Source organism: Streptomyces sp. ATexAB-D23, assembly GCF_000373645.1.
Taxonomy (GTDB): Bacteria; Actinomycetota; Actinomycetes; order Streptomycetales; family Streptomycetaceae; genus Streptomyces; species Streptomyces castrisilvae.
In genome coordinates, this window is sequence record NZ_KB892013.1 from 80,686 (window position 1) to 106,766 (window position 26,081).

The following is a 26,081-nucleotide window of genomic DNA, read 5'->3' on the forward strand; positions in this document are numbered from 1 at the left end:
GAAAGGCCAAGGCCGTCATGAGAAAGATCTCTCTGAGCCTGGTGGCGCTCGCCGCCACCACCTCCCTCGTCCTCACCGGGTGCAGCAGCAGCGACTCCGACGACTCCAGCAAGGAGAAGTCCAAGGGCGCCACCTCGGAGAGCGAGGTCCTGACCTCGTACAACCCGCAGCCCGCGAGCAATCTGAAGGAGGGCGGCAAGCTGACGCTGCCCATCGTGGAGATTCCCGACCAGCTCAACAACTTCCACGGCAACGCGTCGCTGTACACGTCGAAGATCGCCTGGTTCTACCAGCCGGTGCTGTCCTTCAACGACCCCAAGGGCAACATCACCTACAACAAGGACTACCTCACCGACGTCAAGCAGGAGACGGTGGGCGGCAACACCCAGGTCACGTACAGCATCAACCCGAAGGCCAAGTGGAACGACGGCCAGGACATCGACTGGACCTCGTTCCGGGACACCTGGACCGCGCTCAACGGCAAGAACAAGGGATACAACGTCGGCTCGACCGACGGATACTCCAGCATCTCCTCGGTCAAGAAGGGTAAGGACGCCAAGGAGGCGGTCATCACCTTCGACGGGCCGTTCGTCTACTGGAAGTCCCTCTTCGCCGGGCTCGTCAACCCGCACATCGCCAAGGTCGACGACTTCGACAAGAAGTACGTGAGCAACCCGCACGCCGAGTGGGGTGCCGGTCCGTACACCATCTCCAAGTTCGACGCCAAGGGCGGCACCGTCTCCTACAAGCCCAACCCGAAGTGGTGGGGTGACAAGCCGCATCTGGACGAGCTGACCTTCGTGCAGATGGAGTCGAGCGCCAGCATCAACGCGTTCAAGAACGGCCAGATCGACGGGGTGCAGGCGGCCAACGCCGAGGAGCTCAACCAGGTGAAGTCGGTGAAGGGCTCCGAGCTCCGCCGTGGCTCCACCACCTCCAACAACCTCCTCGTCTTCAACAGCACCTCGCCGCAGCTGAAGGACCCGGCGGTGCGCAAGGCCGTGATGGAGGGCATCGACCGCTCCCAGCTCGCGAAGATCACCTTCCAGGGCATGGGCTACACGGAGCCGCTGCCCGGCTCCTTCAACCTGTACCCCTTCCAGAAGGGGTACCAGGACAACTTCGGCAAGCTCGTGAAGTTCGACGCCGAGACGGCGAAGAAGGAGCTGGACGCCGCGGGCTGGAAGGCCGGCTCGGACGGTGTGCGCGCCAAGGACGGCAAGAAGCTCGAACTGAGCTTCCCCACCATCGGTGACAGCTCCACCGTCAAGGCCCGTGCCACCGCGGTCGCTCAGATGATGAAGAACATCGGCGTCAAGGTCGACATCAAGGCGCACCCGTCCGCCGACTTCAACAAGGTGTTCACCGAGCGCTCGTTCGACATCTTCGGCATGGGCTTCATTTCGAGTGACCCGAACGGTCTGCTCTACATCTGCCAGATGTACTGCTCCGACTCCTCGCTCAACGTCTCCCGCTCGGTGCCGAAGAGCATGGACAAGGAAGTCAAGGCCGTCAGCAACCTGCCGACGCTCGACGAGCAGATCAAGGCCGGCAACGAGGCCGAGCTGAAGGCCATGGAGACCTACGGCATCATGCCGCTCCACAACGGCCCCACCATCTGGGCCGTCAAGAAGGGCCTCGCCAACTTCGGTGCCGCCCAGTTCTACGGCCACTACGGCAACATGGGTGCCCCCGAGCTGATCGGCTGGCAGAAGTAAAGAAGTAAGCAGCGGGCTGCCCCGCCAGGGGCAGCCCGCAGTCACCTTCACGTGAGAGAGCCGCAACCGGTCAGGGTTGCGGCTCTCCCGCGTTCACGTGCGGCTCTCCCGCGTTCACGCGGCCGTATGCCGGCACGTCTCCGGAAGCACAGCCACCGCGGCCATACGATGCGGACAAACGTCAGGGGCCGTGCTGGGCCTCGAATTCCTCGGGTGGGAGGTAGTCGAGGGCGGAGCGCAGGCGCTCGGTGTTGTACCAGCCGACCCACTGGACGACTGCGCGTTCGACCTGGTCAGCGTCGCGCTACGGCCGTGGTGTTCGATCAGTTCGGGCGGCGGCCTGCTCCACACCGATGTCGAGCAGCACCTCGTCGGTCAGGTCGGATGCGCCGTGGCCGGCACGCCTGCTGTCGTGCCGGCCCTTCCGGTACGGCCCGGACGCCGCGTACCGGCGTCCTCCCACCGCCCTGCCCCCCGCGCCGCTCCGGACAACGGACGCTCGTGGCTCAGCCCGGACTGATGGCCATCGTCACGGCCTTCGGCTCGGTGAAGAACTCCCGGCTGAAGGTGCCGCCTTCACGTCCGATGCCCGAGTCGCCGAATCCGCCGAAGGGGGCGCGCAGGTCCCGGACGAAGAAGCAGTTGGTCCACACCGTGCCCGCGCGCAGTGCCGCGGAGACGCGGTGGGCGCGGGACAGGTTCTCTGTGAAGACCATGGCGTTGAGGCCGAACCGGGTGCCGTTGGCGGCCGCCACCGCTTCCTCCTCCGTGTCGAACGGTGTGACCACCACGACCGGGCCGAAGATCTCCTCCTGGGCGACACGCGCCGAGGCGGGTGCCCCGGTGACGACGGTCGGCCGTACTGTCCAGCCGTCACCGAGACCGCCGAGGGCCACGGTCCCGCCGTCCGCCTCCACCGTGTCGATGTACGAACGCACCTTGTCGTAGTGGGTCCTCGACGCCAGCGGACCGAGCTGGGTCAACGGGGACTTGGGGTCGCCGATCACCAGTTCCTCGGCGGCGGCGCAGAACCTCCGGAGGAACTCGTCGTACACCTCGCGCTGGACGAACAGCCGGCTGCCCGCCAGGCACACCTGCCCGGCGTTGCTGAAGATGGCCTTCACCGACCAGTCGACGGCCAGGTCGAGGTCGGCGTCGGCGAACACCAGGTTGGCGCCCTTGCCGCCCAGTTCGAGGCTGACCGGGGTGAGGTTCCCGGCTGCGGCGCGGCCGATGATCCGTCCCGTGCCGGACTCCCCGGTGAAGGTGATGCGGTCCACCCGGGGGTCCTGGGTCAGTGCCTCCCCGGCCGAGTCGGGCCCGTAACCGTGGACGACGTTGAGCACGCCGGGAGGCATTCCGGCCTCCAGGGCGAGGCGCGCCAGGATGGTCGCGGAAGCAGGGGTGTCCTCGGCCGGCTTCAGGACGACCGTGTTGCCCCAGGCCAGGGCGGGCGCGATCTTCCAAGTCTCCAGCATGAGTGGGAAGTTCCACGGCGCGATGGCGGTGACGACGCCGGCCGGTTCGAAGCGGGTGTAGGTGTGGTGGCCGCTGTCCATCGGCAGGGCCTCGCCGGCCGACATCCGGGCGTGGTCGGCGAAGAAGCGGAAGTTCATCGCGGACCGCGGGACGTCCTTGGCCGTGCTGTCCGCGATGGGCTTGCCCATGTCGGTGGTGTCGGCCATGGCGAGCTCGTCGCGGTGCACGTCGATCAGGTCCGCGAGCCGGTGCAGGACCGCGCCCCGTTCGGCGAAGCCCATCCGTGGCCACGGGCCCTTGTCGAAGGCGTCGCGTGCGGCGCCGACGGCCTCACCGGCTTCCTCCGCTCCGCCGAGGGCCACCTCGGACCACGGCTGCCGGGTCCACGGGTCGACCGTGTCGAACCGCGCCCCATCGCGGGACTCCTGCTCCTTGCCGCCAATGATGTGCGGAATGAAGTCCTTCATCATTGCCCTCTTCTCTCTTCGATGGTCACGTCTCCCGCCGCCCAGTGCGTGGGCGGCACTTCGCGGACGATGACCCGGATGCTGTCTCTCGGCGCGCCGACGGAGGTCTCCACCGCGTCTGTCACCGAGGTAATGAGGGCGCGCAGTTGTTGCGGCGACCTGCCCTCCACGAGCGTCACCTCGATCAGGGGCATCGCTGTCCGGACTCCACCGCGGCGGGGGCGAACGCCCCGGCAGCCGCCTCCAGGGGAACGACCTCGGCGAAGACCGTGCCCATCAGTCTCAGGCTGTTGTGGTGCAGTTCCTCGAAGTAGCCGGCGACGGCCTCCTCGGGCACGATCGCGTGCAGGTCGCGGAAGAAGGCGTCCCGGACGGTCGACTCGATGCAGAAGTCGGTGCGCACGCCGGCCACGACCACGGTGCCGACGCCGAGCCGCTCCAGTACGTCGGCCAGCGCGGTGCGGTGGAAGGCGCTGAAGCGGGCCTTGACCACGACGGTGTCGTCGGGCAGCTGGTCCAGGCCGGGCACGACGGCGGCGCCCCACGTCCCTTCGCGCAGGCCCTCGGTGCGCAGGAAGGGGCTGCGCTGCGCGAGCAGCCCCACCGCCGCGTCGTCCGCCCACTGCATCCGCACCCAGATCACCGGCTGTCCGGCCGCGCGGGCCGCGGCGATCAGTGTGTTGATGTGCGCGGTGAGGGTGTCGAGTGCGTCGACGCGCAGGCCGGCCCGGGCGAAGACGCCCGAGGGGTCGCAGAAGTCGTTCTGCATGTCCACCACGACCAGGGCCGTCCTCGTGGTGCCGTCCCGGCTGTCCGGGACCGTGGTGCGTTCTGTATTCATTCCACTCTCCTCACGGGTCGGCCGTCAGCGCCGCGTGGGCCGCCAGCACCTCGTCGAGAACGGCCTGGTCTCCCCCACCGATGGCGTCCACCAGGCGTTGGTGCACCTCCGCTCCCTCCAGGGTCGATGTGGACTCGGCCGCGGGGGTCACCCGGCGCAGCCGGCTCTCGACGAAGTCCAGGAGAGATACGTAGGTGTGCCGCAGGATCTCGTTCGGGGTGATGGCCGCGATGCGTTTGTGCAGCGACCAGTTGATGGCCAGGTAGGCCGCCATGTCCGAGCCGGCCTCCGTCATCTGCCGCACCAGGGCGTTCAGTTCTTCGAGGTCCGCGGGGTTCCGGTGCCGCATGGCCTCAAGGGTGACCAGCGGTTCGAGGGCATGTCGCATGGCGAGGGCGTCGGAGACGGGTACCGAGTCCCCGCTCAGTTCGAGCATCTTGCGGCCGAGGCGGACCAGGGCCGGCGGCGAGGAGACGAAGATGCCGCCCTTGGCACCGGGACGGACGGAGATGGTGCCCCGTGAGCTGAGCAGCCGCACCGCTTCGGTGAGGGTGGCCGCCGCCACGTTGAACTCCTGCCGCAGGGTGTCCTTCGTACCGAGGCGGTGGCCACTGGGCAGGCTCTGTGCCGAAATCCGCTCCTCGATGGCCTTGGCCACCGTTTCGGCCCGGGACGAGGCCCGGAGGAGCTGGATGACGTCGCCATCTGCGTTCATGGTCCATGCCCTTCGACTGCGGTGGATTCGATCTCGAGCGTAGCGAGACCGGCCCCGATGTCCGAGCGCCGCCTCCGCGCTCGGAGGTCGGGAACCGGTGAGCCTGCCCCGCTCACCGTAGCCCCGGCGACCCCGGGGGAGAGGCCGCGCAGCAGTGCCGCGGCGTTGCCGCCGAGGACCGCGTTCTCCTGCGACACCTCCAGGCCCAGCGCACGAACCGTCGCCACGGGCTGCTGGTCCCTCAGGTCGAACGGCGCGTCCGTGCCGAGGAGAACGTGCTGCGCGGTCATGTCCTCCACCAGCCTCGCCAGCGTCTTGGTGTCGAACACCGCCGTGTCGTAGAACAGGCGCCGCAGGTACTCCGTCGGCACCCGCTCGATGACCCGGGCCACCGGTTTGCGGTGCCAGCCGAGGTCGAGGCGGGGTGCGACGCCCGGCACGCAGCCGCCGCCGTGCGTCAGGCAGAGCACCAGGTCGTGCCGGCCCAGGACGCCGCCGAAGATCAGCCGCGATACGGCCAGTGCGGTCTCCATCGGGTATCCCAGGAGCTGCACCAGGTGGTAGTCGGCCAGCCGGTCGCGCGAGGACACCCGGCTCGGGTGCAGGAGGGTGAAGCACCTGCGCTCGGCGAGCGCCGACCACAGGTCCTCGTTGACCGGGTCGTCCAGCTCCCGGCCCGCCCCGTAGCTGCCCACGGTCGCACCCGCGAAGCCTAGTTCGTCCATGCACCGGGCCAGCTCCTCGGCCGCGTCGGGCAGTCCGACGGGGACCGTTGCCAGGCCCACCAGGCGGCCGGACGACGCCGCGACGAACTCCGCGAGGGCGTCGTTCGCCCGGCGGGTGACGTCCATGACGAGCGAGGCGTCCGGTGACTCGGAGGCGAAGACGAACGGCGGTGCCGCGACCGCCTGGTGGGTCACACCCATGCTCTCCAGTGACGCCAGGCGCAGTTCCAGGTCGTACTGCTCGGGCGGGAACGGGATGGCCGCGCCGGGGGCCAGGCCGCACAGGTCGGGGTCGAGCCGAAGTACGTGATCGGCCATGCCCGACAGGTCCGCGAGGTCGCGGCGTTCCAGCTGTCGCAGCAAAGGCATCGGCAGGGCGTGCGTGTGGATGTCGATGACGGGCCGGTCTCTCGCGGCCCGAGCACTCATCAGCTGTTCACTCATCGCGCTCCGCCATGTACGTCTCGAACTCGTCGCCGAGCAGTGAGCGGATGAGTGCGGTGGCGGCGTCGGAGGTCCCGGCCTTCTCACCGTTGCCGTGCACGAGGCGGGCGAGCTGGGAGAGCAGATAAGGGTGCAGGCCCAGCTCGTGCAGCGCGCGGTAGTCGCGGGTGCTGATGGCCGTGCGCTCCTCGTCGGTCAGCGGGTAGTCGGCCAGCACTCGCTGCTCGTCGGACTCGAACCGCTTGCGCAGCTCGGTGTCCCATTTCAGGTCCTGCACCAGGTCGTTGGTCCGCAGCAGCGGATTGAATCGGTCGAGCGCCATGTCACTGGTCCTTCCGTCATCCGGTCGTCGGGGAGGGAGCCGATCGTCGTGGTGGTGGCCGGTCGGCCACCGCGAGGGTCACAGGTGCCACCGCACCGCGCCGACGCCGCAACGCCACTGGTCGACCGCGGCGTATCCCAGCGACATGCACGGCCGTGGTCCGACGGCTCCCATGACGACCGTCCAGGACAGGAGTTCGGCGGTGCCTCCGGAGCCGGCTTCCTCCATGCGCTCGAAGGTGGCCTGCGACAGAACCTGCTCGTGGTCGCCGGCCTCCAGAAGGTCGAGGTACCAGCGGTCGAACTTCTCATCGATCTCCAGGTAGCGCGGCCCGCCCGGTTCGTGGCTGAGTCCGCCGGACCCCAGCAGGCCGACCCGCAGTCCGTCGGGCAGTTGGGTCCTGATGGCGTCGCCGAGCGTCTGGCCAAAGCTGTAGCAGGCGCGTTCGTCCGGGACCGGGGGGACGGTGCAGTTCTGCAGCACCGGCACGATCGCCACCCCGGCGGACTCCAGGCGCGCCATGTGGACCGGGACCGAAAGGTTGTCGTCGAAGCGGAGGTTGTGCTCGACACCCCTGACGTTCAGTCCGGTGTCGCGTACGGCCTCGTGGAGAATCGCGGCGCTCTCGGGTGAGCCCGGCAGGTCGTAGTCGGCCATGCGCAGCCACGGCTTGAACCAGTCGTCGGGGCCGGTGTGCCGGGGGGCCTGGCCGAAGGTGAAGTCGGCGTAGTCGTTGAGCCGGGCGTTGGCCACGTGGTCGTTGCCGATGACGAGGAGTACGTCCGTGCGCGACTCGACCACGGCGTCGTGGATCGCGTCGTAAGCCTTGCGGACCGTCGCCCGGTCCGCCTCGGGGGCCTTGTCGAACCAGCCGGCCAGGCCAGGAGCGTGACTGGCGGCCATCGCCAAAGATATCTCTGCCATCATTCCTCCGGATTCAGATACCGCCGTAGTTGGCTACGCCGGTTTCCTTGGGCTGCTTCAGCCTCGGTCGGCCTTGCCGGCGGCGGAGCCGTCGCTTGACGTGGTGGTGTGGTACGTCTTCGCCCGCTGCACCTGCTCGTGGACGTGGGCCCGCAGTTCCCCGAAGCGGGGCGCGGAGCGGGTGGTTATCTGGTCCCGCTCGGCGGGCAGGTCGACGGTGATGTCCTCCATGACCACCGTGGGTGACGCGGACAGCACCAGGACGCGCTGCCCCAGGTACACCGCTTCGTCGATGTCGTGGGTGACGAACAGCAGCGTCATCCCCAGTCGCTGCCACAACGACCGTGTGAGGTCCTCCAGTTCGGCCCGGGTCTGCGCGTCCACGGCGGCGAACGGCTCGTCCATGAGCAGCACGGCCGGCTCGTAGGCGACGGCCCGGGCGATGGCGACGCGCTGCTGCATGCCACCCGACAGCTGCCAGGGGTGGGCGTCGGCCACATCGGTCAGGCCGACCGCCTCCAGCGCCTGGGCCACCAGTTCGGCACGGCGCCCCTTGGACAGCTTCTTCTGCCTCAGCGGCAGGTCGATGTTGCCCTGGACCGTCATCCACGGAAACAGGCTGCGGCCGTACTCCTGGAAGACCACGGCCATGCCCGGCGGCGGCTCCACCACCCGCTCGTCACCGAGCCGCACCTCGCCGGAGGTGGGGGCAAGCAGGCCGGCGACACACTTCAGGAGTGTGGTCTTGCCCGCCCCGGAGGGGCCGACTATGCAGACCAGCTCTCCCTCGCCGAGACTGAAGGTGAGGTCGCGTACCGCCTCGACGCTCCGGCCGGCACCCCGGTAGATCTTCTGCACCCCCCGCACGTCGAGACGGGCATGGCCCGCACCCGTGGACAGGGCGGAGTCAATATGCGTCATGGTCATTTCTCTCCCCTTTGGGAACGCCGCAGGCCGTGGTACCAACCGAGAACTCGGGAGTCGAAGCGGTCGAAGAGCAGTGAGAGGGCGAACCCGAGCAGGCCGAGCAGGATGATCCCGCTCCACATGGCGGGGACCGCGAAGCTGCGCTGGAACTGGACGATGGTGAAGCCGAGTCCGTTCGAGCTGGCGAACATCTCGCTGATCACCATCAGGATGATCGAGATGGACAGGGCCTGCCGCATGCCCGCGACGATCTGCGGACTCGCCGCGGGCAGGACCAGGTGCCGCAGCCGGGCGAAGCCGGTGATGCCGTAGCACCGCGCGCTGTCCGACAGCACATTGTCGACGGCCCGTACGCCTTCCACCGTGTTGAGCAGGACCGGCCAGACGGCGCCCGAGATGATGACGAGAATCTTCATTCCGTCGCCGACACCGCTGAAGAGCATCAGGATCGGGATCAGCACCGTGGGCGGGATGGCCCGGAAGAACTCGAGGATCGGCTCGGTCAGGGCCCGCAGCCGGGGCAGGGAGCCCAGGAGCGTGCCGAGGGCCACGCCCACGCAGACGGCGCCCGCGTAACCGGCGGCAAGGCGGGCCAGGCTCGGCAGCACATCACCGGTGACGCGTTCCCACCCCCAGGTGTCGCCGAACGCGGACAGGATCGTGCCGAGCGAGGGGTAGTAGAAGCTGGTGGTCCGGCCGCCGAGCACCGCCCATGAAGCCACCAGCACCGCCGGCAGTGCGAGCAGGTAGGCCGCCTTGCGGGTCCATACGCCGAGGACGCTCACGCCGTGCCCTCCTTCCGTACCGAGGTGTGCCAGGACAGCAAGGTCCGCTCCAGTACCCGGAAGACGATGTTGACGCAGAGTCCGAGCAGCCCGGTCACCGCGACCAGCGCATAGGTCTCCGGTACGGCGTCGGCGGCCTGCGCCGACGCGATCAGGCTGCCGAGCCCGGAACCGCCGATGATCAGCTCGGCGCTGACAGCCAGGATCAGGGCCACCGAGGCCGCAAGGCGCAATCCGGTCATGAAGTACGGCAGCGTGGTGGGCCACAGCAGGTAGCGCAGGCGCGCCAGTGGCGACAGCCGGTAGGAGGCCGCGGTGTCACGGGCCACCGGGTCGATGTCCCGTACCCCGCTGAGCACTTGGAGGAGCACGGGCCAGAACGAGGCATACACGACAAGGAGCAGGGTGGAGCGCAGACCGGTGCCGTAGACAAGCACCGCCAGCGGGACGAGTGCCACCGAAGGGATCGGCCGCAGGAACTCGATGGTCGAGGCCGTGGCCTTGCGCAGCACCTCCACGCTGCCGAGCAGCAGCCCGAGGGCCGTCCCCGCCACGACGGCGATGGCCAGTCCGATCCCCCAGCCCTGCAAGGTGTCCGTCAGCGCCGTCCAGAAGGCGGAGCCCCCGGCTTCGCCCGCCAGGGCACGGGCCATGTCGCTGACCGGCGGCAGGTGGCGGTCGCTCACCAGGCCGAGCCGGGGCAGCGCCTCCACCACACCGGCGAAGATCAGCACTCCGGCCGCCCCGAGCACCGGGTCGGGTACGGACCGGCGCCGCGGCCGGCCGTCGGGGGCCGGTGCCGGACGGACGTCGGAGGTCCGGCTCTTCGTCACGGACGCCGGACCGTCCGCGGTCCGTTCGTCCGCAGCAGATGCGGACGGTGTCGCCGGTCCGTCATCGCTGTGCGGCTGTAGTTTCATGTCGTCTCCCTCCTTGCAGACATCAAGTGACCCAGGTGCACGCTGAGTTCACGGAGCCGCGCGTTCCTCACTTCGCAAGGAGGCTGTCCAGCGCGTCGGTGTTCTTGATGAGCCCCGCGTCGACGGTGTATTGCGCCAGCGGCTTCATCTCCGCCGCGTCCGTCGCCGGGTCCCATCCGGGCAGCGTCACCTTTTCGCTGACACCCGGCTTCAGCTTCAGGTAGGTCTTCAGGACGGCCCTCGCCTCGTCGGGGTGGTCCTCCGCGTAGGTCAGCGACTCCTGGAGCGCGGCCTTGAAACGGGACACGACCTCGGGATTGGCGGCCGCGTACTGCTCGGAGGTGAACCAGCCGGCGAACGGGGACAGCTTTCCGAGGCTGGCGTAGCTGACCGGCAGTGCGCGAGCGCCGTCGGCCTTGGCCGTCGTGGTGAACGGCTCCCCGATCAGTGCTGCGGACACCTGCCCCTTCTCGATCGCCGTCTGCATGTTGGGAATCGGCACCTCGACCAGCTCGATGTCGCCGGCCTTGACGCCGTACTTCTCCAGGCCGGTGCGGACGGCGACTTCGCTGAGTCCCTTGAGCGTGTTGACCGCGACCTTCTTGCCCTTCAGGTCGCCGGCCTTCTTCACCTCTGGGTCACTGGTCAGCAACTGACCCGAGCCGTCTTCCGATACGTCGTCGGAGGCGCGGGCACCGACGGAGACCATCTTCACCGGCAGCTTCTCCGCACGGGCCACCAGCAGACTGACGATGTTCGAGTAGCCGAACTGGTAGCTGCCGCTCACCACCGCCGGAACGATGACGGCGCCACCCTGTGCGTCCTGCATGGTGATCTTCAGGTCTCGCTTGGAGAAGAAACCCTTCTCGATGCCGAGCCGCACGGGTGCTACATCTATGACGGGCATCGTGCCGAGTTTGATCTCGGTGATACCGGACTCGGAAGAGGCTGCTGCTCCCCCCTGACTGCCACCGCACGCGGTGACCGCTGTCAGCCCCAGGACGACGCACGACGAGGCGATCATGAGCCGGTGTTTTCTCGCGATGAAGGACATACGACGCTCCATGCTCCAGAGATTCGGGAAAGATCAATCCGCCACGGCCGGGGCCGATGACAGCTGGGGGCGGCCGGAAGGCCGGGCGCGCGTCACGTGCGGGGTGACGCGGAGGAACTCGGTTCGCGGTGCGCGTCCGCGAAAGCGGGAAGCCGTAGCGGCCGGGGAAGCCCGGTGCGCCCCGCGGCGGGCGTGGTCCGCGCCTTGAACTACGGGTGGCCGGAGGTCACCGTCAGGCTGCCGAGGTGGGCGAACTCCACCGAGACCGTGCGTCCCGGCTCCACGAACACCGCGTCCGTGAGCCCACCGGTCAGCACGGTCCAGCCCGCTTCGACCGCGATCCCCCGCCGGGCCAGGCTGTTGGCGGCGAGCGCCAGCGCCTGGGCGGGATGCCCCTGCACGGCCGCCCCGGTGGCCGAGTGGATCAGCTCACCGTCCACGGAGATCGTGCACGCCTCGCCGACCAGGTCGAGCCCGTCGGGCGCGAAGCCTTCGGCGCTCACCGCGAACCGTGACGACGAGGCGTTGTCCGCCACGACGTCGGGCAGGGCGAAGCTGAAGTCTCGGTAGCGGCTGTCGATGATCTCGAACCCGGCGTGCACGCTCTCCACGGCGGCCAGCGCCTGCTCCCAGGTCACTCCGGGGCCCTCGAGGCGCCGGCCCATGACGAACACGATCTCGGGTTCGACGCGTGGGTGGATCATCTCGGCCACGGGCACCGCCTCCCCCGTCGCGAGCGTCATGGCGTCCGTGAGCCATCCGGTCAGCGGCGAATCGATGCCCATGCGCTGCTGCTTGGCCTGCGAGGTGAGCCCGAGCTTCACGCCGACGATGTTCTCCCCGGCCCGGCGCTTGCGGTCGATCAGCGCGTCCTGGACCCGGTAGGCGGTGGCCAGATCGAGCTCGGGCCACTGGTCGGTGATCCTCCCGCCGTCCTGCCGTTCCCGCTCGCGCCGGAGGAGTTCCTCGACGGCCCGGTCGATGGTCCAGTCAGTCATTGGTGTTCTTCTCCCTCGAGCGGGTTTGTGGTCTACGCGCGGCGGCGTCCGGGTGAGTCGGGTTCCTCGTCTGCGTGAGGCGTACGGCACCGGGAAATTCAGGCGGGAAATCGGTACGCGGAGTCGCTACGAAGGTCAGTACGCGGGGTCATTGAGCCGGGCCGGAGGCCGGGCCGGGTTGTCCGGCCGTCTCATCGCGTCCACGTGATTCGAACATCGACAACCGGGTCATCTCGGTCGAAGTGACCGTGTTCCGATGGCTTGAAGTATGCACATCAGAACCACCGGATTCAATAGGTTGAATATAGTCGGTTGGTGGTCTTCACTCGAGAGATGCGTACTTCCCGCGTGATCCGCTCGCACCGTCCCCGCGTGCCGCAGGCCCCCTTCACCGGCCCGGCCCGACGCGACCCCGCTCCTCACACACCGCACCTGAGCAAGGCATTCACCGGAATCGACCGCAGGTCGAGGGCAACGACGGCAGCGGCGCCGATCACATACGAAGGGGCTTGACCGTGACGCCCCGCGTTACTGACACTCCTCGCAGCGAACAGACGCCGCACCCACATGATCAAGCCACAGGGCACGGACTGCCGGGCGGTCGCCCGGCCCGAGAGCGGAGTACTCCCATGCACGGTGCCGACAGTTCGCACACGGACGGAACTCACGAGGACAGGCCGCGCGAGGACAGGCCTCACGAGGATGTCGGCAGCGACGTCTTCCGCGACACCATCGCGGAGATGACCTGGCAGGAGGTGGAACGGGCCGCGAACGACGGCGCGGTCCTGCTGTGGGCCTTCGGCGTGATCGAACAGCACGGTCCGCATCTGCCGGCCGGCACCGACGTATACCTCCCGTCGGCCCAACTTCGCGGTGTGCGCCGGGAACTGGCCCGACGCGGGGTACCGGCCCTCATCATGCCCCCGTACTACTGGGGAGTTAACGTCGTCTCCGGGTCCTTTCCCTCCTCCTACAATGTGCGCCCCGAGGTGATGAAGGCACTGATGGCCGACGTGCTGACCGGGATCGGCAAGGACGGCTTCCGCCACGTCTTCTGTTTCAGCGGCCACGGCGACGCGCTGAACAACCGGACCGTCCACGAGGGCATCAGGCTGGGCAGCCAACTGACCGGCCTGGACATCAGCTTCGTCATCGACCGCGGGCTCGCCGAGCGGCTTGGACTCGATCCCGACGATCCCCATGTGTCCCCCACCGGCGCGGCACTGTCGAAGTCGGACACGTCGGCGACGCCCGCCCACATCGACGTGCACGCCGGCGACTGGGAGACGTCGCAGATGCTGGCCGCCCAGCCCTCCCTCGTCAGGAACGACGTGCGGGCCGGACTCAAGAGCACCGAGTACGGCCCCGAGGATCTCGCCGTCTGGCGGAAGGGGTACGGACATGCCCGCGTAAAGACCCCACTCGGCTACTTCGGCGACCCCGCGGCGGCCGATGCCGCCAACGGACGGCGCCTGCTGGAGCAGCAGGTGACGAACGCGGCGGACGCCATCCAGGAACGACTGCGCCTGATGGGACGGGCGTAGGGTCTGTCCGGTGCCGGGTGCCGGGTGCCCCCAAGATGGGAGAGTCTCCTATATCGAGCTCGTGCACGGTGGCCGTGAGGCGTCGAGGATCGCGGCTGGGCCCGATGTTCACACAGATCGTGCCACCGCCGGCCCTCCCAGTACACGTCCTCCGCAGGATCGCCGGCCACGGTTCGCCGACCACCACCCAGCGCTGCCTTCACCCGGACGTCCACAGGATCACGGCCGCCGGGGCGGCGCTCTCTGGCCACTTCAACGTGGTGCGCGCACCGCGCTCACTGCCGAGCCCCATCGTCATGGCCCGCTGACCCGGTCATAGACGCAGGAGCTCCAGCTGGTCCCCAAAAATGATCAGGGGCCGGTTTCGGATTTCTCCGAAACCGGCCCCTGATCTACGACTGTCTCCAGTCGGGACGACAGGATTTGAACCTGCGACCCCTTGACCCCCAGTCAAGTGCGCTACCAAGCTGCGCCACGTCCCGCCGCGAGTCCGCCCGGTCGGGCCGGGCGGCTGCTGCACGACAAACATTACCTCACTCGGCGGACCGGATCGACGCGCGTGCCTGCTGGGCGCGGGCCGCCACTCCTTCGGCGCCGCAGGCCGTGGCCAGCTTGTGGGCTCGGGCCAGCTCCCGGGGCGAGCGCGTCGCGATGCCGAGGTCCACCAGTGCCTGGGCCAACTCGTACGTGGACGGGGACGCCTCCAGATGGCGCACGGCCTCGCCCAGGAGATGCACGGCCTCCTCGGGCGGGGCGAAGAGGGCGACGCAACGCAGGGCCTCACCGATGGCGGTGTCCGTGCCGAACCGCTCCGCGTGCACCCGTGCGGTGTTGGCGACCTGGGCGGCGCGGCCCGGGTCCTCTTCGGCCAGGGCACGGGCCAGGTCACCGGCCCAGGGTCCCCAGATGCCGTTGAACCTGCCGCGCGGTTCCAGTGCCCGCCCGGCCGCCTCAAGCTCGGTCACGGCCTCCCTCGTACGGCCTTCGGCCAGGAGCAGGCGGCCGCGGACGCACGGGGCGTCGGGCAGCACCATGGCGCTGGGGTAGGGCAGGCCGAAGTTGTACTGGTCGGCGACCTTGCGTGCCTCGGGTACCCGGCCTCGGGCCAGGAGGGTGTCGATCAGCAGGCAGGCGGCGTCCCAGTGGACGGGCAGTCCGCTGCCGACCCGGTCGGCGAGGCGCAGTCCCTCGCGCAGGAAGCCCTCCGCCTCCGCGAGGCGTCCGCGGCGGCGGTGCACCAGGCCCAGAAGGGTGTGCGCGAAGGCCAGGTGGGCGCCGCTCCAGCCGGAGATCTCGAAGGCCCGGACCGCTTCGCCGAACAGCTCCTCGGCGCGGTCGAGCCGGTCGGTGAAGGCGTAGGTGATGCCGACCAGGGCCGGGAGCTCGAAGCCCCACTCGGTGTCGGTCCAGCCGAGTCCGCGTGCGGGGTGGCCGTCGACCAGGGCGCGTTCGCAGAAGTCGCCGACGATCTGGGCGTTCTCGCCCCGCAGCATCGCGTCGAAGGCCCGCAGGGTGAGCAGGGCGCGTTCGGCGTTGTCGCGGCCGGCGAGGTGGTCGGTGTTGGCGGCGAGCCGGCGCGACCTTCCGGGGCCGTCCTCCTCGGTGGCCTGCATGCCCTCCCAGAGGAAGTGCGCGGCCTGCAAGCGCATCAGGCCGGGACCCGGCGCGGTGCGCTCGGCCTCGGCCGCCAGAGCCAGGGCGGCTTCCTTGAGCTGGTTGTTGTGGGAGAGCGCGGCGGCGAGCCGGAAGGTGGCGTCCACCCGCACGTCGTCGGCGAGACCCGGCATGTCGAGCGCGGCCCGCAGGTGCTGCACGGTGGTGGGCGGGGAGCTGAGGAGTGTCGCGCACCCCAGCTCGTACAGCAGGGTGGCGCGCACGTCGTGGCGCGGCGGCTCCTGGAGGGCGCGCTCCAGGCAGCGGCGGGCGGCCTCGGGGGCGCCGACGGCGAGGTGCTGCTTCGCCGCCGCCCGCAGTTGCTCGACCAGTTCCTGGTCGTCGTCCGGGTGGACTTCGAGCAGGTGGCGGGAGGCGGCGGCGGGGCCGAGCCCGGCCCGGGTGATCGCCCAGGCGGCCCTGCCGTGCATGGCGGTGCGGGTGGCCGGCGGGATGGAGCGGTACACGGCGGAGGCGATCAGCGGGTGCACGAACTCCAGCGGGTCGAAGCCGCTGACGATGCGGGCCTCGCGCAGCCGGGCGGTGCAGTCGGCCGCCTCGGCCGGGCTCATCCCGGCGAGGGTGGCGGCGAGGTCCTGGGAGATCTCGGTGCCGAGGACGGCGGCCGCCCAGGCGAACCGGTTGGCGTTGGTGCCGAGCCGTTCGAGCCGGGCGACGAGGCCGCTGCCCCGGGCGGACGCGCCGAGTTCGCGCAGCAGCCCGGCGGACTCCTCCAGCGGGACGAGCTCGCGGTCCTGGACCTTGGCGACGAGCTCGACCGCCTCGTAGGGGTTGCCGCCGGTGACGGCCCAGACCTCGCGGCAGAAGGGGTCGTCGGCGTGCTCTCCGAGGGCCGCGCGGACCAGTTCCGCGGTGGCGTCGGGGGTGAGGGCGCGCAGCGCGACGCGGATCTGCGCGGGGTGGCCGCCCGCCGCGTTGCGCGCGGCCTCGCGGGCCGCCAGCTCCTCGGGACGGTGTGCCTGGACGACGAGCACGCGCAGGTCGCCGAGGCGGGCGGTGAACGAGGCGAGCCAGGCCAGGGATTCACCGTCCGCCCAGTGGGCGTCGTCGATGAGGAGCAGCAGCGGGCGGTGGCTCAGCCGGGAGGCGAGGCGCTTGACGACGTAGTCGAGGCCGTCGCGTACACCCTGGGGGTCGGGCTGCGGGCCGGAGGGCTCGGCGAGTCCGAGGGCCGGGGCCGCGATGTCGAACCAGGAGCCGAACAGGGCCCGCACGTCGTCCGCCGGGAACTGGTCCAGCGCGGGCTGGAGCAGCTGCCGTACGACGTGGAACGGCACAGAGGTGACGGTCTCACCGCCGCGTGCGGACCAGATGGTGCACCGGTCCTGCGCCATGGCCCTGACCTCGGCCAGGAGCGCGGTCTTGCCGATGCCTGCTTCGCCGCTGTAGATCAGCAGCCCGCCGGTCGCCTGCGCACCGCAGAGCGCGTCGATGGCTTGCGCGGCAGTGGCGAGTTCCGGTTCGCGCTCATAAAGCGGCCGGGACGGCTTCATGCCTAGCCTCCCCCAAAGTCGTGAACATGGTGGTCGAGCCTAGTCGTGCGCGGGGCCCGACCGACAGTGGTTCGGACAGTTCACCGCAGGTACGAGGCACAATCGGTGGTGTGAACGAGACACGCAGGGACCGGGACTCCGAGGGCAGGGCGCACAACGCGCGCCCCCGCGACGGGCTGGGGCGCCCGTTGCCGTACGGGACACCGGGGGTGGAGAGGCAGCCTGAGGGGGTCGTGCGCACCGCCGACGAAACGGTGCGGGAGGCCCAGCGGCTGCTGGACGCGGGCATGCCCTTCCACGCCCACGAGGTTTTCGAGGACGCCTGGAAGTCGGGCCCCGAGGGGGAACGGGAGTTGTGGCGCGGGCTCGCCCAGCTGGCCGTGGGGCTGACCCACGCGGCCCGGGGCAACGCCACGGGCGGGGCACGGCTGCTGCGGCGTGGCGCGGTGGCCCTGGAGGCGTACGGGACGGCCGGGACGCATGGGATCGGGGCCGGTGCGCTGGCCGGCTGGGCCCGGGAGCTGGCGGCGCGGGTGGAGCGTACGGACACGGGGCCCGTCGACGCGGCCGCCGAGGCGCCGAGGCTCCGGGCGGACGCGTCGTGACCGCGGCTGGACACGGGTCCGGGGCCGGATGAACTCGGCCTGGTTTCGACGGTGTTGGTTGACAGCGGGGAACAGGTGCGGTCGGAGCCATTACCATCCGGCCTCATGAGCACTTCTGACCAGGACCGGACCGTGGACGCCCCGATAGCCGACGAGGCGGCCGTGGACGTGGTGGAGGACGTCACGGACGAGGCGGCGGACGACGAGGGTGTGGCCGGGGACGGCGGTGAGCACCGGCTGACTCCGCGCCAGGCGAGACAGCTGCGCATCGTGCTCTCGTCGGTGGGGATGGCGGCGATGGCCGTGGTGCTCGGTCTGCGGATCGCGAGCCGGTCCTCGGTGCTGGTCGTCGGGGTGTACGGGCTGGCGCTCATCCTGTGCGGAGTCGTGATCGAGCTGAGCCGCAATGGCCGTACGCGGCTGGGCAGTTGGCTGCTGGGACTCGGCCTGATCGCCGCGATCGGCTCGGACTGGCTGCTGATTCCCTGAGTCACTGAGCCGCCGGTCCCCCGGGCCACCGGCGTCCGGGTCAGCGGTCACCCGCCGATGGTCAGGTGCACCGCCCCGCCCCGCGGGTCGGCCCGCTCCAGCCAGTCGGCGGCCAGGGGAAAGGCTCGGCCCGGCGGGACGGTCCTGGCCACCCGGTGCCGGTGCAGCACGGCCCCGTCCTGCCGGGCGACGAGCAGGGGCGCGGTCAGCCGGCGGGCGGTGCGCAGCAGGAGCCGGGTGCCGCCGGGCCCGGCCAGGTTGGGGGCGATCCATTCCAGGGGTTCTTCGACGGTGAGCGGCGGCCCGCTCGCCGGCCAGGCGCCGGTGGCCAGGTGGCGCAGTACGGGTGCGGTGACGGCCCGGCCCTCTCGGGCGGCGGTGCCCGCGCTCTCCCCGCCGTGCAGGAGGCTGCCCACGGCGAAGACTCCCGGCTGCCCGGTGCGGTACGCGGGGTCGTGGGCGGGGCCCCGGGTGCCGGGATCCATGGGCAGCCCGCCGCGTCGCGCGAGTTCGTGGTCCGGGATCCAGTCGGCGGTGAACACCACGGTGTCGCAGGCCAGGGTGGCCGCACGGCCGTCCTCGTGACGCACCCGGACACCGGTGAGCCGGGGGCGGCCGGTCAGGGCGGTGACGGTGGTGCGGGTGAGCAGCGGTGCGCCGCCTCCCCCGCGCACGGCGGCCAGGGGGCGGGGCGGGTGGGTGGTGACCCGGGCGACGAGGTGGACTCCGGCGGTGCGCAGGGTGTCGGCCGCCGCGTCGCTGACCGGTTCGTCGCCGATGACCACCGCCCGGGTGCCGATGTGCTGGTGGTGGAGGTGGACGGCCTGCTGGAGTTCGCCGGTGGTGTAGACGCCGGCGGGGCGGGTGCCGGGGACGAGCCGGGCGGCGCGGGGGCGTTCGCGGGCGCCGGTGGCGAGGACGACGGTCCGGGCGGTGATCCGTTCGAGGCCGCCGGGGCCGGTGGCGTCGAGGGTGCGGGGCCCGGCCCAGCCGGTGACGGTGAGGCCGGTGCGCAGCGTGGCACCGGCCCCTCGGGCCTCGGCCGCGCAGTGCAGGGCGTACGCGGGACCGCTGAGGTCGCCGGTCTCGCGCGTGCCGAAGCCGCCGTGGGCGCAGTGGCGGGGGATGCCGCCCGCGGTCTGTTCGCGTTCCAGGACCTCGACGTGGAGGTGCCCGGCCGCGGCGAGTCCGGCCGCGGCGGCGAGCCCGGCCGGCCCGGCTCCGACGACCAGGACGTCGACGGCGCGTTCGCGTCGGGTCATGAGCGGGCTCCCTCGATACGTGCGCGGATCGCGGCCCCGCAGTGGAAGCCCTGGCAGCGTCCGTTGCCGGCCCGGGTCCTGCGGGCGAGCCCTTCGGTGGAGCGCGGCGGGAGTGTGGAGTTGAGGGCGTCACGGATCTCGCCCTCGGTGACGCGTTCGCAGTGGCAGACGAGGGTGCCGTAGGCGGGGTCCCGGGCGATGAGGCCGGCGTCGAGGTAGGGGCGGTCGGCCCCCTCGCCGAGGGCGGGCATGGTCAGGGGGGCGAGTTCGGCGGGTTCGCCCGGGTCGAGTCCGGTGCCGGGGAGGAGGGAGACGACGTACTCGGCGATGGCCATGGAGGCGGTGAGGCCGGTGGAGCGGATGCCGCCGACGGTGATGGAGCGCTGCTCGGGCCGGGCCGTGATCCGGTAGTCCTCCTGGCCGGTGGCCGCCCGCAGGCCCGCGTAGACGGCGGTGACCTCCTCGTCGAGCAGCCGGGGCAGGATGCGGCGCCCCTTCTCCCGGAGCAGGGCGAGCCCTTCGGCGGTGGACTCGGTGGCGGTCTTGTCGTCCAGGTCCTCGGCGTTGGGGCCGAGCAGGACGTTGCCGAAGACGGTCGGGGCCACCAGGACGCCCTTGCCGGCCGCGGTGGGGACGGGGAGCAGGATGTGGCCGACCAGGTCGCGGGCGAGCTTGTCGAAGACGATGAGCTGGCCGCGGCGCGGGCGCACGGTGAAGGTGTCGTGGCCGAGCAGGCGGTCGATCGCGTCGGCGTACAGGCCGGCGGCGTTGATCAGCAGGCCGGTGCGCAGGGTGCCCCGGCCGGTGGTGAGGGTGTGCAGGCCGTCGGCGTACGCGAGGTCCTGGACGGGGCAGTCCAGATGGAGGTGGACCCCGGCCCGGATCGCCTGGGTGGCGTAGGAGAGCGGGGTGGTCCACGGGCAGATGACGGCTTCGTCGGGGATCTCCAGGGCGCCGAGCGCGCCCGGCCCGATGTGGGGTTCGCGTGCGGCGGTCTCCTCGGCGTCCAGGAGCCGGGCGGCGTGGTAGCCGTTGCGTTCGGCCTTGGCCAACAGGCCGGGCAGGGCGTCCAGTTGTTCCTGGTCCCAGGCGACGAGGAGGGCGCCGACGCGTTCGACGGGGATACCGGTCCGTTCGGCGTGGGCGGCCAGCAGGCGCTGTCCCTCGCGTACGAGGCGGGCCTCCAGGGTGCCGGGGACGGCGTCGAAGCCGGTGTGCAGGATCGCGGTGTTGGCCTTGGAGGTGCCGTTGGCGATGTCGTCCGTGGCCTCGACCAGGGCGGTGCGCAGCGGGTGACGGGCCAGTTCCCGGGCGATGGCGGTGCCGACCACTCCGGCGCCGATGACCGTGACGTCGTACGGGGGGCCGCCGGGCAGCGGCTGACCGGCCCTGGTGACGGTGGGTGTCACCGGGCGGTCCCGGCGGGGTTCATGACCGTTCCAGGAGGGTGTGCACGGCCGCGCGGAAGGTGCCGAGGCGTTCGGCGGCCTCGTCGGGGCCGACGCGTGGTTCGTAGACCGCGGCCGGTCTCCAGTCGGGGACGGCCCGGTCGAGCGGGAGCGTGGGGTCGTGGCCCATCCGGGCCACCGCGCCGACGCCGAGCGCGGTGACGTCGGGCAGCGCGGACACCTCGACGGGCCGTTGCAGCAGGTCGGCCTGGGTCTGCATGAGGAGGGCCGAGCGGGTCAGGCCGCCGTCGACGCGGAGCACGGACAGGGGTGTGCCCCGGTCGGCCGTGACCGCGCCGGCCAGCTCGGCCACCTGGGCGGCGATCCCCTCGCACAGGGCCCGCACCAGGTGCCCGGCCGAGGTGTCGAGGCCGAGGCCGGTGAGCGAGCCGCGCAGGTCGCCGCGCCACCAGGGGGCCGCGAGGCCCGCGAGTGCGGGGACGAAGGTGACGCCTGCGGAGTCGGGCACCGAGGAGCCGACCGGGTCGAGGTCGGCGGCGCCGGAGATCACCTTGAGGTCGGTGAGCCAGCGCACCGCGGAGGCCGCGGTGTAGACCTGCCCGTCCAGGCAGTAGCTGGTGTGCCCGCCGAACCGCCAGGCCACGCAGCTGACGAGGCCGCTGCCGCCCCGGACCGGCGTGGAGCCGGTCCCTGCCAGCAGGAACGCTCCGGTGCCGTAGGTGCACTTGGCGGTGCCCGGGTCCAGGGCGCTCTGCGCGAGCAGGGCCGCCTGCTGGTCGACGAGGAGGCCGGTGAGCGGGAGGTCGCCGCCGAACGCTCCGGTCGTGCCGAAGGGGCCGGCGGCGTCGACCACGTCCGGCAGGCGTTCGCCGCCGAGCCCGAAGACGTCGAGGGCGGCCGGTGACCAGGCGGCGCGGTCCAGGTCGAGCAGCTGGGTGCGCCCGGCGGTGGCGGCGTCCGTGACGAAGGCGCCGGTGAGCTGGTGGACGAGCCAGGCGTCGCTGGTGGTGACGACGCCCTCGCTGGTCAGCTCGCGGCGGATCCACGCCATTTTCGGGGCGGCGAAGTAGGGGTCGAGCGGAAGTCCGGTGAGCTGCTTCAGCTCTTCCCCGTGGGGGGCGAGTTCCGTGCAGACCGTCTCGGCGCGCCGGTCCTGCCAGACGATCGCCTCGGTGAGGGGGCGCCCGGTGTCCGGGTCCCAGGCGAGTACGGTCTCGCCCTGGTTGGCGAGCCCCACGGCGTCAACGGTCCCGCCGGATTCGGCGAGCGCCCGTTCTCCGGCCCCGATGACCGATGCGAGCAATTCCGCGGGGTCGGCCTCGACCGCTCCGCCCGGACCGTATCGGGGACGCACGGGAGCGGAACCGGAACCGATCACGCCACGCTCGGGACAGATCACCAGCGCCTTCGTTCCCGAAGTGCCCTGGTCGATTGCGAGCACCGGGCCTGTCATCGGTTCTCCAGCGGTACGCAAGCCCGGAGGCTTGAACGGAATCATGATCTACGGTCGCGGCAACCCAGAGTGGTGCAGACCAAGGGTTACGTCAAGCGCCTGCCACCTGTATGTCCGGAACCGTGCGGAGATCACCAACACCGGCCGGTAGCAAGAGACTTCAATGAAATCCAGGATTCGTTCGAGAGTTCCGCGCAAAGGGCTCTACACTCACCGCCGAGCAGCAACCGGACGCCCAAGAGCAGTTCGCAGTTCAACAGTTTCTTCGCCGCAATATTCCTGAGGATCGATGAATTCAGCACCCAGTCCCGAGCGCGTCCATGGCCAACGGTGAATTCCGGCCGGTTTACCATCCGGCCGGCCACGACAATGAGCTCAGAGCGGCGTTACAGGACTTACGCACCGGACGCTGGCTCGCCATGCGCGACCTCCTCGACCGCACCCCGGACTGGTCTCTGTGGACGCAGCGCACCCAGGTGCTCGGCGCGGTCGCCGCGGGCTCGGACGCGGTGCAGGCCTGGCTGACCGAGGAGCCCGGGAGCGTCGCCGCGGTCGTGATGCGCGCCCGGGTCGCCGTGGAGCGGGCGGTACGGGCCAACCGCGCGGGACACCCCAGCGGTCAGGAGCTCTGGCAGGAGGCCTGGGAGGCGTGCCGGTCGGCGGCCCACGCCTCGCCGGCCGACCCGGTGCCGTGGGTGTGCCTGCTGGCCCTGGCCCAGCTCGACGACGACCAGCGCCTGGCCGAGCACCGGCTGCCGCCGCCCGGCCCGATGCTCTTCCCCGGCCCCTGGGGGCTGCTGGCCGAGGCCGACCAGCGCGACCCGCACAACCGCGAGGCGTACCACCGGATGCTCCAGTTCGTGTACGCCTGCAAGACCCGCGGCACCCTCTCCGCGGCGGTCAACTTCGTTCAGTGGGCGTCCTCCACGGCCCCCGCCGGCTCCCCCCTCCACGTACTCCCGCTGTACGTCCGGGTCGAGCGCTACCGCCGCGAGCACGACCACGGCAAGGCGCTCGACCTGCACTGGATCACCGAGGACGCGGAACGCGAGGCCCTGCGCGCGCTGGAGATCTGGTACCACCGCTCCCCCGCCGCCGCGCGCACCCTGCTCGACCTCAACCACCTGGCGCACGCCTTGTGGGGGGCGCTCCAGTTCGCGGAGGCCGCAGCGGTGTTCAGGGAGCTGGGGCCGTACTTCACCTCGCTCCCCTGGGCCTACCGCTCCCGCACGTCCGACGACCCCGGCGGCGCCGAGGAAGTGTTCGTCCGCGCCCGCAGCCGCGCCCTCGCGGCGGACCGGGGCTCCGGCAGGCAGGGCTGAGCACGGCTCCGTCTGCCCTTCCCCGCTCTCTTTTCCTGCCCATCCACCGCTCAGGAGGTTCCCCATGTCCGTGTCCACCTCTCCCCGGAAGGGCGCCGGAACGACCACGGCGAAGGACGAGGAGCAACGGCTCCGCGAACTCGGCTACCAGCCGGTCCTGGCCCGCCGCATGGGCGGGTTCGGCAACTTCGCCATCAGCTTCTCCGTCATCTCGATCCTCTCCGGGTGCATGACCCTGTACGGCTTCGGCATGTCGACGGGCGGGCCGTCGGTGATGCTCTGGGGCTGGGCGGGGGTCGGTCTGTTCGTGCTCTGCGTCGGCATGGCGCTCGCCGAGGTGACGAGCGCGTATCCGACGTCCGGCGCCCTGTACTACATGGCGGACCGGCTGGGCGGCCGCAAGTGGGGCTGGTACACCGGCTGGCTGAACCTGCTCGGGCTGCTCGGTGCGATCGCGGGCATCGACTACGGCGCCGCGCTGTTCACGGGTGCGCTGATGAACCTCCAGTGGGGCTTCACACCCACCCCCGGCAAGACCATGATCATCTTTGTCTGCATCCTGCTCCTCCACGCCGTGCTGAACCTCTTCGGCGTCCGGCTCGTCAGCGTCCTGAACTCCATCAGCGTGTGGTGGCACCTGGCCGGTGTCGCGGTGATCGTCTCCGTACTGGCGATCGTGCCCTCGCACCACCAGTCGCCGTCCTTCGTCTTCACCGAGTTCGTCAACGACACCGGCTGGGAGAACCCGCTCTACGTGGCGGCGATCGGGCTGCTGCTGGCGCAGTACACGTTCTGCGGCTACGACGCCTCCGCCCACCTGTCCGAGGAGACGTCGAACGCCTCGGTCTCGGCCGCGCGCGGCATCGTCCGGGCGATCTGGGTGTCATGGGTGGCCGGTTTCGTGCTGCTGGCCGGGCTCACCTTCGCGATCCAGGACTACGCGGGAACCCAGGCCAGCGCCACCGGGGTGCCGCCCGCACAGATCCTGATCGACGCGCTCGGCACCTCGGGCGCCACGGCGATGCTGCTGATCGTGATCGCGGCACAGCTGTTCTGCGGGAACGCCGAGGTCGCCGCCGCCAGCCGGATGGTGTTCGCCTTCAGCCGCGACAACGCGCTGCCCGGTTCCGCGCTCTGGCGCAAGGTGAGCGCCCGCACCCAGACGCCCGTCCCCGCGGTGTGGCTCTCGGTGATCGTCGCCGGGGTGCTCGCCGTGCCGTCGCTCTACTCGGAGACCGCGTACGGTGCGGTGACCGCGATCAACGTCATCGGCATCACCCCGGCGTACGCGATACCGATCTTCCTGAAGCTGCGCGCGGGCAGCCGGTTCGAGCGCGGGCCGTGGCACCTGGGCCGCTGGTCGAAGCCGGTGGGCTGGATCGCGGTGGCGTGGGTGGCGATCGTGACCGTGCTGTTCCTGCTGCCGCAGTCCTCGCCGGTGACCATCGACTCCATGAACTACGCGTCGATCGCGCTGGTCGCCGTGCTGGTCCTGGCCACCGTCTGGTGGTTCATCGCGCGACGCTCGTACGGCACGCCGTCGGCGTACGGGAACGCGCGCGAGCAGGCCGAGATCGAGGAAGGCATCATCTGACCGGTCCCTCGGGCCCCGGCCCCCGGCGGACGCCCGTCCGCCGGGGGCCGGCCCGGTTCGCCCTCAGGCCAGGAGCAGTTGGAGGCCACCGACGACGGTGGCGGCCAGCACGAGCCGCTCGAAGAGCCGCTCGTTGATCCGGTCCACGCAGACGCGGCCGAGCCAGGCGCCCGGGAGCACGAACAGCAGCATGCAGGCGTCCAGCAGCAGCGTCTGCCCGTCGATCAGTCCGAGGCCGACGCTGAACGGCACCTTCGAGACGTTCACGATCAGGAAGAACAGCGCCGAGGTGCCCAGGAAGCCGAGTTTGCGGAATCCGGCCGAGAGCAGATAGAGCGACATCACGGGGCCGCCCGCGTTGGCGACCATGGTGGTGAATCCGCCGAGCACCCCGTACGAGCGGGCCTTGAGCCGCTCGGCAGCGGTGGGCGGCCCGTCCGGCTCGCCCGGTTCCCCGCCCGCCTCCGTCCGGCGCCGGCGCCAGATGGTGACACCGGCCATGAAGACGAGGATCGCGCCGATGGAGGTCCGTACGGTCGCGTCGTCGGCCCACATCATGAACAGCGTCCCCGCCACCACGCCGACGGCCACGGCAGGGAAGAGCCGCAGCAGGGTCGGCCAGTGCGCGTGGCGCCGGTAGACCAGGACGGCGAGCACATCGCCGACGATCAGGATCGGGAGCAGCACTCCGGTCGACTCGCGGGCGGGAAGTACCGCCGCGAAGACCGCGAGGCTGATCGTGTTGGCACCGCTGACGGCCGTCTTGGAGAAGCCGACGAGCGCGGATGCCGCGGCCAGTGCCGCCAGTTGCCAGAGGGTAAGTGTGTCCATGCCGGACGGAGAGCCTAATCCCCGGGTCGACCACGCGTGCCCGGGGTCCGGCCTGAACGGGCCCCGGTACGGGCTGGCTATGCTGC

At 70.7% G+C, this 26,081-nt stretch carries 23 protein-coding genes, 1 tRNA gene and 2 pseudogenes; 7 read left to right on the forward strand and 19 right to left on the reverse strand.

All coding sequences use genetic code 11. The annotated features are described in order from the left end of the window. The first annotated feature begins 17 nt into the window (after positions 1–17). Positions 18–1,718: an ABC transporter family substrate-binding protein gene (locus tag B082_RS0113460; protein WP_202454286.1), complete on the forward strand. Its 1,701-nt coding sequence runs from the start codon at positions 18–20 to the stop codon at positions 1,716–1,718. 181 nt (positions 1,719–1,899) lie between these two features. On the opposite strand, the pseudogene B082_RS40495 reads toward B082_RS0113460, so the two are convergent. From B082_RS40495 to B082_RS0113525, 13 genes and pseudogenes are all read right to left on the reverse strand, one after another. Continuing rightward, positions 1,900–2,007: pseudogene (locus tag B082_RS40495) on the reverse strand (IS3 family transposase); the annotation flags it as partial. Between the two features lie 217 nt (positions 2,008–2,224). Next, entirely contained in the window at positions 2,225–3,664 is a 1,440-nt protein-coding gene (locus tag B082_RS0113470; RefSeq protein WP_018552325.1) for an aldehyde dehydrogenase, read from the reverse strand. After that, positions 3,664–3,858, reverse strand: coding sequence for a 2-hydroxymuconate tautomerase (locus B082_RS0113475; protein WP_018552326.1), 195 nt, complete (start codon positions 3,856–3,858; stop codon positions 3,664–3,666). Before B082_RS0113475 ends, B082_RS0113470 begins: the two co-directional genes overlap by 1 nt. Further along, a complete protein-coding gene (locus B082_RS0113480) occupies positions 3,849–4,505 on the reverse strand; it encodes a cysteine hydrolase family protein (protein WP_018552327.1) in 657 nt (218 codons plus the stop codon). The genes B082_RS0113475 and B082_RS0113480 overlap by 10 nt, the downstream gene beginning before the upstream one ends. A gap of 10 nt (positions 4,506–4,515) precedes the next feature. Beyond that, positions 4,516–5,220 (reverse strand): FadR/GntR family transcriptional regulator, encoded by a 705-nt coding sequence (locus B082_RS0113485; RefSeq protein WP_018552328.1) that lies wholly within the window; start codon positions 5,218–5,220, stop codon positions 4,516–4,518. Beyond that, a complete protein-coding gene (locus B082_RS0113490) occupies positions 5,217–6,389 on the reverse strand; it encodes an amidohydrolase family protein (protein ID WP_018552329.1) in 1,173 nt (390 codons plus the stop codon). Before B082_RS0113490 ends, B082_RS0113485 begins: the two co-directional genes overlap by 4 nt. Continuing rightward, positions 6,382–6,711: a hypothetical protein gene (locus tag B082_RS0113495; protein ID WP_018552330.1), complete on the reverse strand. Its 330-nt coding sequence runs from the start codon at positions 6,709–6,711 to the stop codon at positions 6,382–6,384. The genes B082_RS0113490 and B082_RS0113495 overlap by 8 nt, the downstream gene beginning before the upstream one ends. 78 nt (positions 6,712–6,789) lie before the next feature. Further along, entirely contained in the window at positions 6,790–7,635 is an 846-nt protein-coding gene (locus B082_RS0113500; RefSeq protein WP_026249758.1) for a hypothetical protein, read from the reverse strand. 57 nt (positions 7,636–7,692) lie between these two features. Beyond that, on the reverse strand, positions 7,693–8,562 hold the full coding sequence (locus B082_RS0113505; RefSeq protein WP_018552332.1) for an ABC transporter ATP-binding protein: 870 nt from the start codon (positions 8,560–8,562) through the stop codon (positions 7,693–7,695). Beyond that, the gene (locus tag B082_RS0113510; RefSeq protein ID WP_018552333.1) at positions 8,559–9,347 is read right to left on the reverse strand and encodes an ABC transporter permease; all 789 of its coding nucleotides are present in this window, start codon (positions 9,345–9,347) and stop codon (positions 8,559–8,561) included. The genes B082_RS0113505 and B082_RS0113510 overlap by 4 nt, the downstream gene beginning before the upstream one ends. Next, positions 9,344–10,267 carry an ABC transporter permease gene (locus B082_RS0113515; RefSeq protein WP_026249759.1) on the reverse strand — a complete coding sequence of 308 codons (924 nt, stop codon included), beginning with the start codon at positions 10,265–10,267 and terminating at the stop codon, positions 9,344–9,346. The genes B082_RS0113510 and B082_RS0113515 overlap by 4 nt, the downstream gene beginning before the upstream one ends. Positions 10,268–10,334: 67 nt before the next feature. Next, the gene (locus B082_RS0113520; RefSeq protein ID WP_234018155.1) at positions 10,335–11,333 is read right to left on the reverse strand and encodes an ABC transporter substrate-binding protein; all 999 of its coding nucleotides are present in this window, start codon (positions 11,331–11,333) and stop codon (positions 10,335–10,337) included. Between the two features lie 197 nt (positions 11,334–11,530). After that, on the reverse strand, positions 11,531–12,319 hold the full coding sequence (locus tag B082_RS0113525) for a 2-keto-4-pentenoate hydratase (protein ID WP_018552336.1): 789 nt from the start codon (positions 12,317–12,319) through the stop codon (positions 11,531–11,533). A gap of 629 nt (positions 12,320–12,948) precedes the next feature. Between B082_RS0113525 and B082_RS0113530 the strand changes: the two genes are divergently transcribed. Together B082_RS0113530 and B082_RS40400 are read left to right on the forward strand one after the other, a co-directional pair. Beyond that, positions 12,949–13,863, forward strand: coding sequence for a creatininase family protein (locus B082_RS0113530; RefSeq protein ID WP_018552337.1), 915 nt, complete (start codon positions 12,949–12,951; stop codon positions 13,861–13,863). Positions 13,864–14,003: 140 nt separating this feature from the next. After that, positions 14,004–14,171: pseudogene (locus tag B082_RS40400) on the forward strand (site-specific integrase); the annotation flags it as partial. Positions 14,172–14,271: 100 nt separating this feature from the next. Here the strand turns inward: B082_RS40400 and B082_RS0113540 are convergent. Then, positions 14,272–14,345, reverse strand: a tRNA-Pro gene (locus tag B082_RS0113540). Between the two features lie 51 nt (positions 14,346–14,396). Continuing rightward, positions 14,397–17,030 (reverse strand): ATP-binding protein, encoded by a 2,634-nt coding sequence (locus B082_RS0113545; RefSeq protein WP_018552339.1) that lies wholly within the window; start codon positions 17,028–17,030, stop codon positions 14,397–14,399. Between the two features lie 110 nt (positions 17,031–17,140). On the opposite strand from B082_RS0113545, the gene B082_RS0113550 reads away from it, so the two are divergent. Continuing rightward, positions 17,141–17,635 (forward strand): DUF309 domain-containing protein, encoded by a 495-nt coding sequence (locus B082_RS0113550; RefSeq protein WP_018552340.1) that lies wholly within the window; start codon positions 17,141–17,143, stop codon positions 17,633–17,635. Positions 17,636–17,740: 105 nt separating this feature from the next. Beyond that, positions 17,741–18,124, forward strand: a complete 384-nt coding sequence (locus tag B082_RS0113555; protein ID WP_018552341.1) for a hypothetical protein — start codon at positions 17,741–17,743, stop codon at positions 18,122–18,124. A gap of 47 nt (positions 18,125–18,171) precedes the next feature. Here B082_RS0113555 and B082_RS0113560 read toward each other — a convergent pair whose 3' ends face one another. The 3 genes from B082_RS0113560 to B082_RS0113570 are packed head-to-tail and all read right to left on the reverse strand — an operon-like array spanning position 18,172 to position 22,248. Next, the gene (locus B082_RS0113560; RefSeq protein WP_018552342.1) at positions 18,172–19,386 is read right to left on the reverse strand and encodes an FAD-dependent oxidoreductase; all 1,215 of its coding nucleotides are present in this window, start codon (positions 19,384–19,386) and stop codon (positions 18,172–18,174) included. Then, positions 19,383–20,795, reverse strand: coding sequence for an NAD(P)/FAD-dependent oxidoreductase (locus tag B082_RS0113565; RefSeq protein ID WP_018552343.1), 1,413 nt, complete (start codon positions 20,793–20,795; stop codon positions 19,383–19,385). Before B082_RS0113565 ends, B082_RS0113560 begins: the two co-directional genes overlap by 4 nt. Positions 20,796–20,814: 19 nt before the next feature. Continuing rightward, on the reverse strand, positions 20,815–22,248 hold the full coding sequence (locus B082_RS0113570) for an FGGY family carbohydrate kinase (protein ID WP_018552344.1): 1,434 nt from the start codon (positions 22,246–22,248) through the stop codon (positions 20,815–20,817). A gap of 320 nt (positions 22,249–22,568) precedes the next feature. Between B082_RS0113570 and B082_RS0113575 the strand changes: the two genes are divergently transcribed. After that, positions 22,569–23,570: a hypothetical protein gene (locus tag B082_RS0113575; RefSeq protein ID WP_026249761.1), complete on the forward strand. Its 1,002-nt coding sequence runs from the start codon at positions 22,569–22,571 to the stop codon at positions 23,568–23,570. A 64-nt stretch (positions 23,571–23,634) separates the two neighbouring features. Beyond that, a complete protein-coding gene (locus B082_RS0113580; RefSeq protein WP_018552346.1) occupies positions 23,635–25,164 on the forward strand; it encodes an amino acid permease in 1,530 nt (509 codons plus the stop codon). 63 nt (positions 25,165–25,227) lie between these two features. On the opposite strand, the gene B082_RS0113585 is transcribed toward B082_RS0113580, so the two are convergent. Then, on the reverse strand, positions 25,228–25,995 hold the full coding sequence (locus B082_RS0113585; RefSeq protein ID WP_018552347.1) for a sulfite exporter TauE/SafE family protein: 768 nt from the start codon (positions 25,993–25,995) through the stop codon (positions 25,228–25,230). Positions 25,996–26,081: the final 86 nt, after the last annotated feature.

Bases quoted from the DNA above. Each gene is read 5' to 3' on its own strand.
- B082_RS0113460 (WP_202454286.1), top strand. From the start codon at position 18: ATGAGAAAGATCTCTCTGAGCCTGGTGGCGCTCGCCGCCACCACCTCC.
- B082_RS0113470 (WP_018552325.1), bottom strand. From the start codon at position 3,664: ATGAAGGACTTCATTCCGCACATCATTGGCGGCAAGGAGCAGGAGTCC.
- B082_RS0113475 (WP_018552326.1), bottom strand. From the start codon at position 3,858: ATGCCCCTGATCGAGGTGACGCTCGTGGAGGGCAGGTCGCCGCAACAA.
- B082_RS0113480 (WP_018552327.1), bottom strand. From the start codon at position 4,505: ATGAATACAGAACGCACCACGGTCCCGGACAGCCGGGACGGCACCACG.
- B082_RS0113485 (WP_018552328.1), bottom strand. From the start codon at position 5,220: ATGAACGCAGATGGCGACGTCATCCAGCTCCTCCGGGCCTCGTCCCGG.
- B082_RS0113490 (WP_018552329.1), bottom strand. From the start codon at position 6,389: ATGAGTGAACAGCTGATGAGTGCTCGGGCCGCGAGAGACCGGCCCGTC.
- B082_RS0113495 (WP_018552330.1), bottom strand. From the start codon at position 6,711: ATGGCGCTCGACCGATTCAATCCGCTGCTGCGGACCAACGACCTGGTG.
- B082_RS0113500 (WP_026249758.1), bottom strand. From the start codon at position 7,635: ATGGCAGAGATATCTTTGGCGATGGCCGCCAGTCACGCTCCTGGCCTG.
- B082_RS0113505 (WP_018552332.1), bottom strand. From the start codon at position 8,562: ATGACCATGACGCATATTGACTCCGCCCTGTCCACGGGTGCGGGCCAT.
- B082_RS0113515 (WP_026249759.1), bottom strand. From the start codon at position 10,267: ATGAAACTACAGCCGCACAGCGATGACGGACCGGCGACACCGTCCGCA.
- B082_RS0113520 (WP_234018155.1), bottom strand. From the start codon at position 11,333: ATGGAGCGTCGTATGTCCTTCATCGCGAGAAAACACCGGCTCATGATC.
- B082_RS0113525 (WP_018552336.1), bottom strand. From the start codon at position 12,319: ATGACTGACTGGACCATCGACCGGGCCGTCGAGGAACTCCTCCGGCGC.
- B082_RS0113530 (WP_018552337.1), top strand. From the start codon at position 12,949: ATGCACGGTGCCGACAGTTCGCACACGGACGGAACTCACGAGGACAGG.
- B082_RS0113545 (WP_018552339.1), bottom strand. From the start codon at position 17,030: ATGAAGCCGTCCCGGCCGCTTTATGAGCGCGAACCGGAACTCGCCACT.
- B082_RS0113555 (WP_018552341.1), top strand. From the start codon at position 17,741: ATGAGCACTTCTGACCAGGACCGGACCGTGGACGCCCCGATAGCCGAC.
- B082_RS0113560 (WP_018552342.1), bottom strand. From the start codon at position 19,386: ATGACCCGACGCGAACGCGCCGTCGACGTCCTGGTCGTCGGAGCCGGG.
- B082_RS0113570 (WP_018552344.1), bottom strand. From the start codon at position 22,248: ATGACAGGCCCGGTGCTCGCAATCGACCAGGGCACTTCGGGAACGAAG.
- B082_RS0113575 (WP_026249761.1), top strand. From the start codon at position 22,569: ATGGCCAACGGTGAATTCCGGCCGGTTTACCATCCGGCCGGCCACGAC.
- B082_RS0113580 (WP_018552346.1), top strand. From the start codon at position 23,635: ATGTCCGTGTCCACCTCTCCCCGGAAGGGCGCCGGAACGACCACGGCG.
- B082_RS0113585 (WP_018552347.1), bottom strand. From the start codon at position 25,995: ATGGACACACTTACCCTCTGGCAACTGGCGGCACTGGCCGCGGCATCC.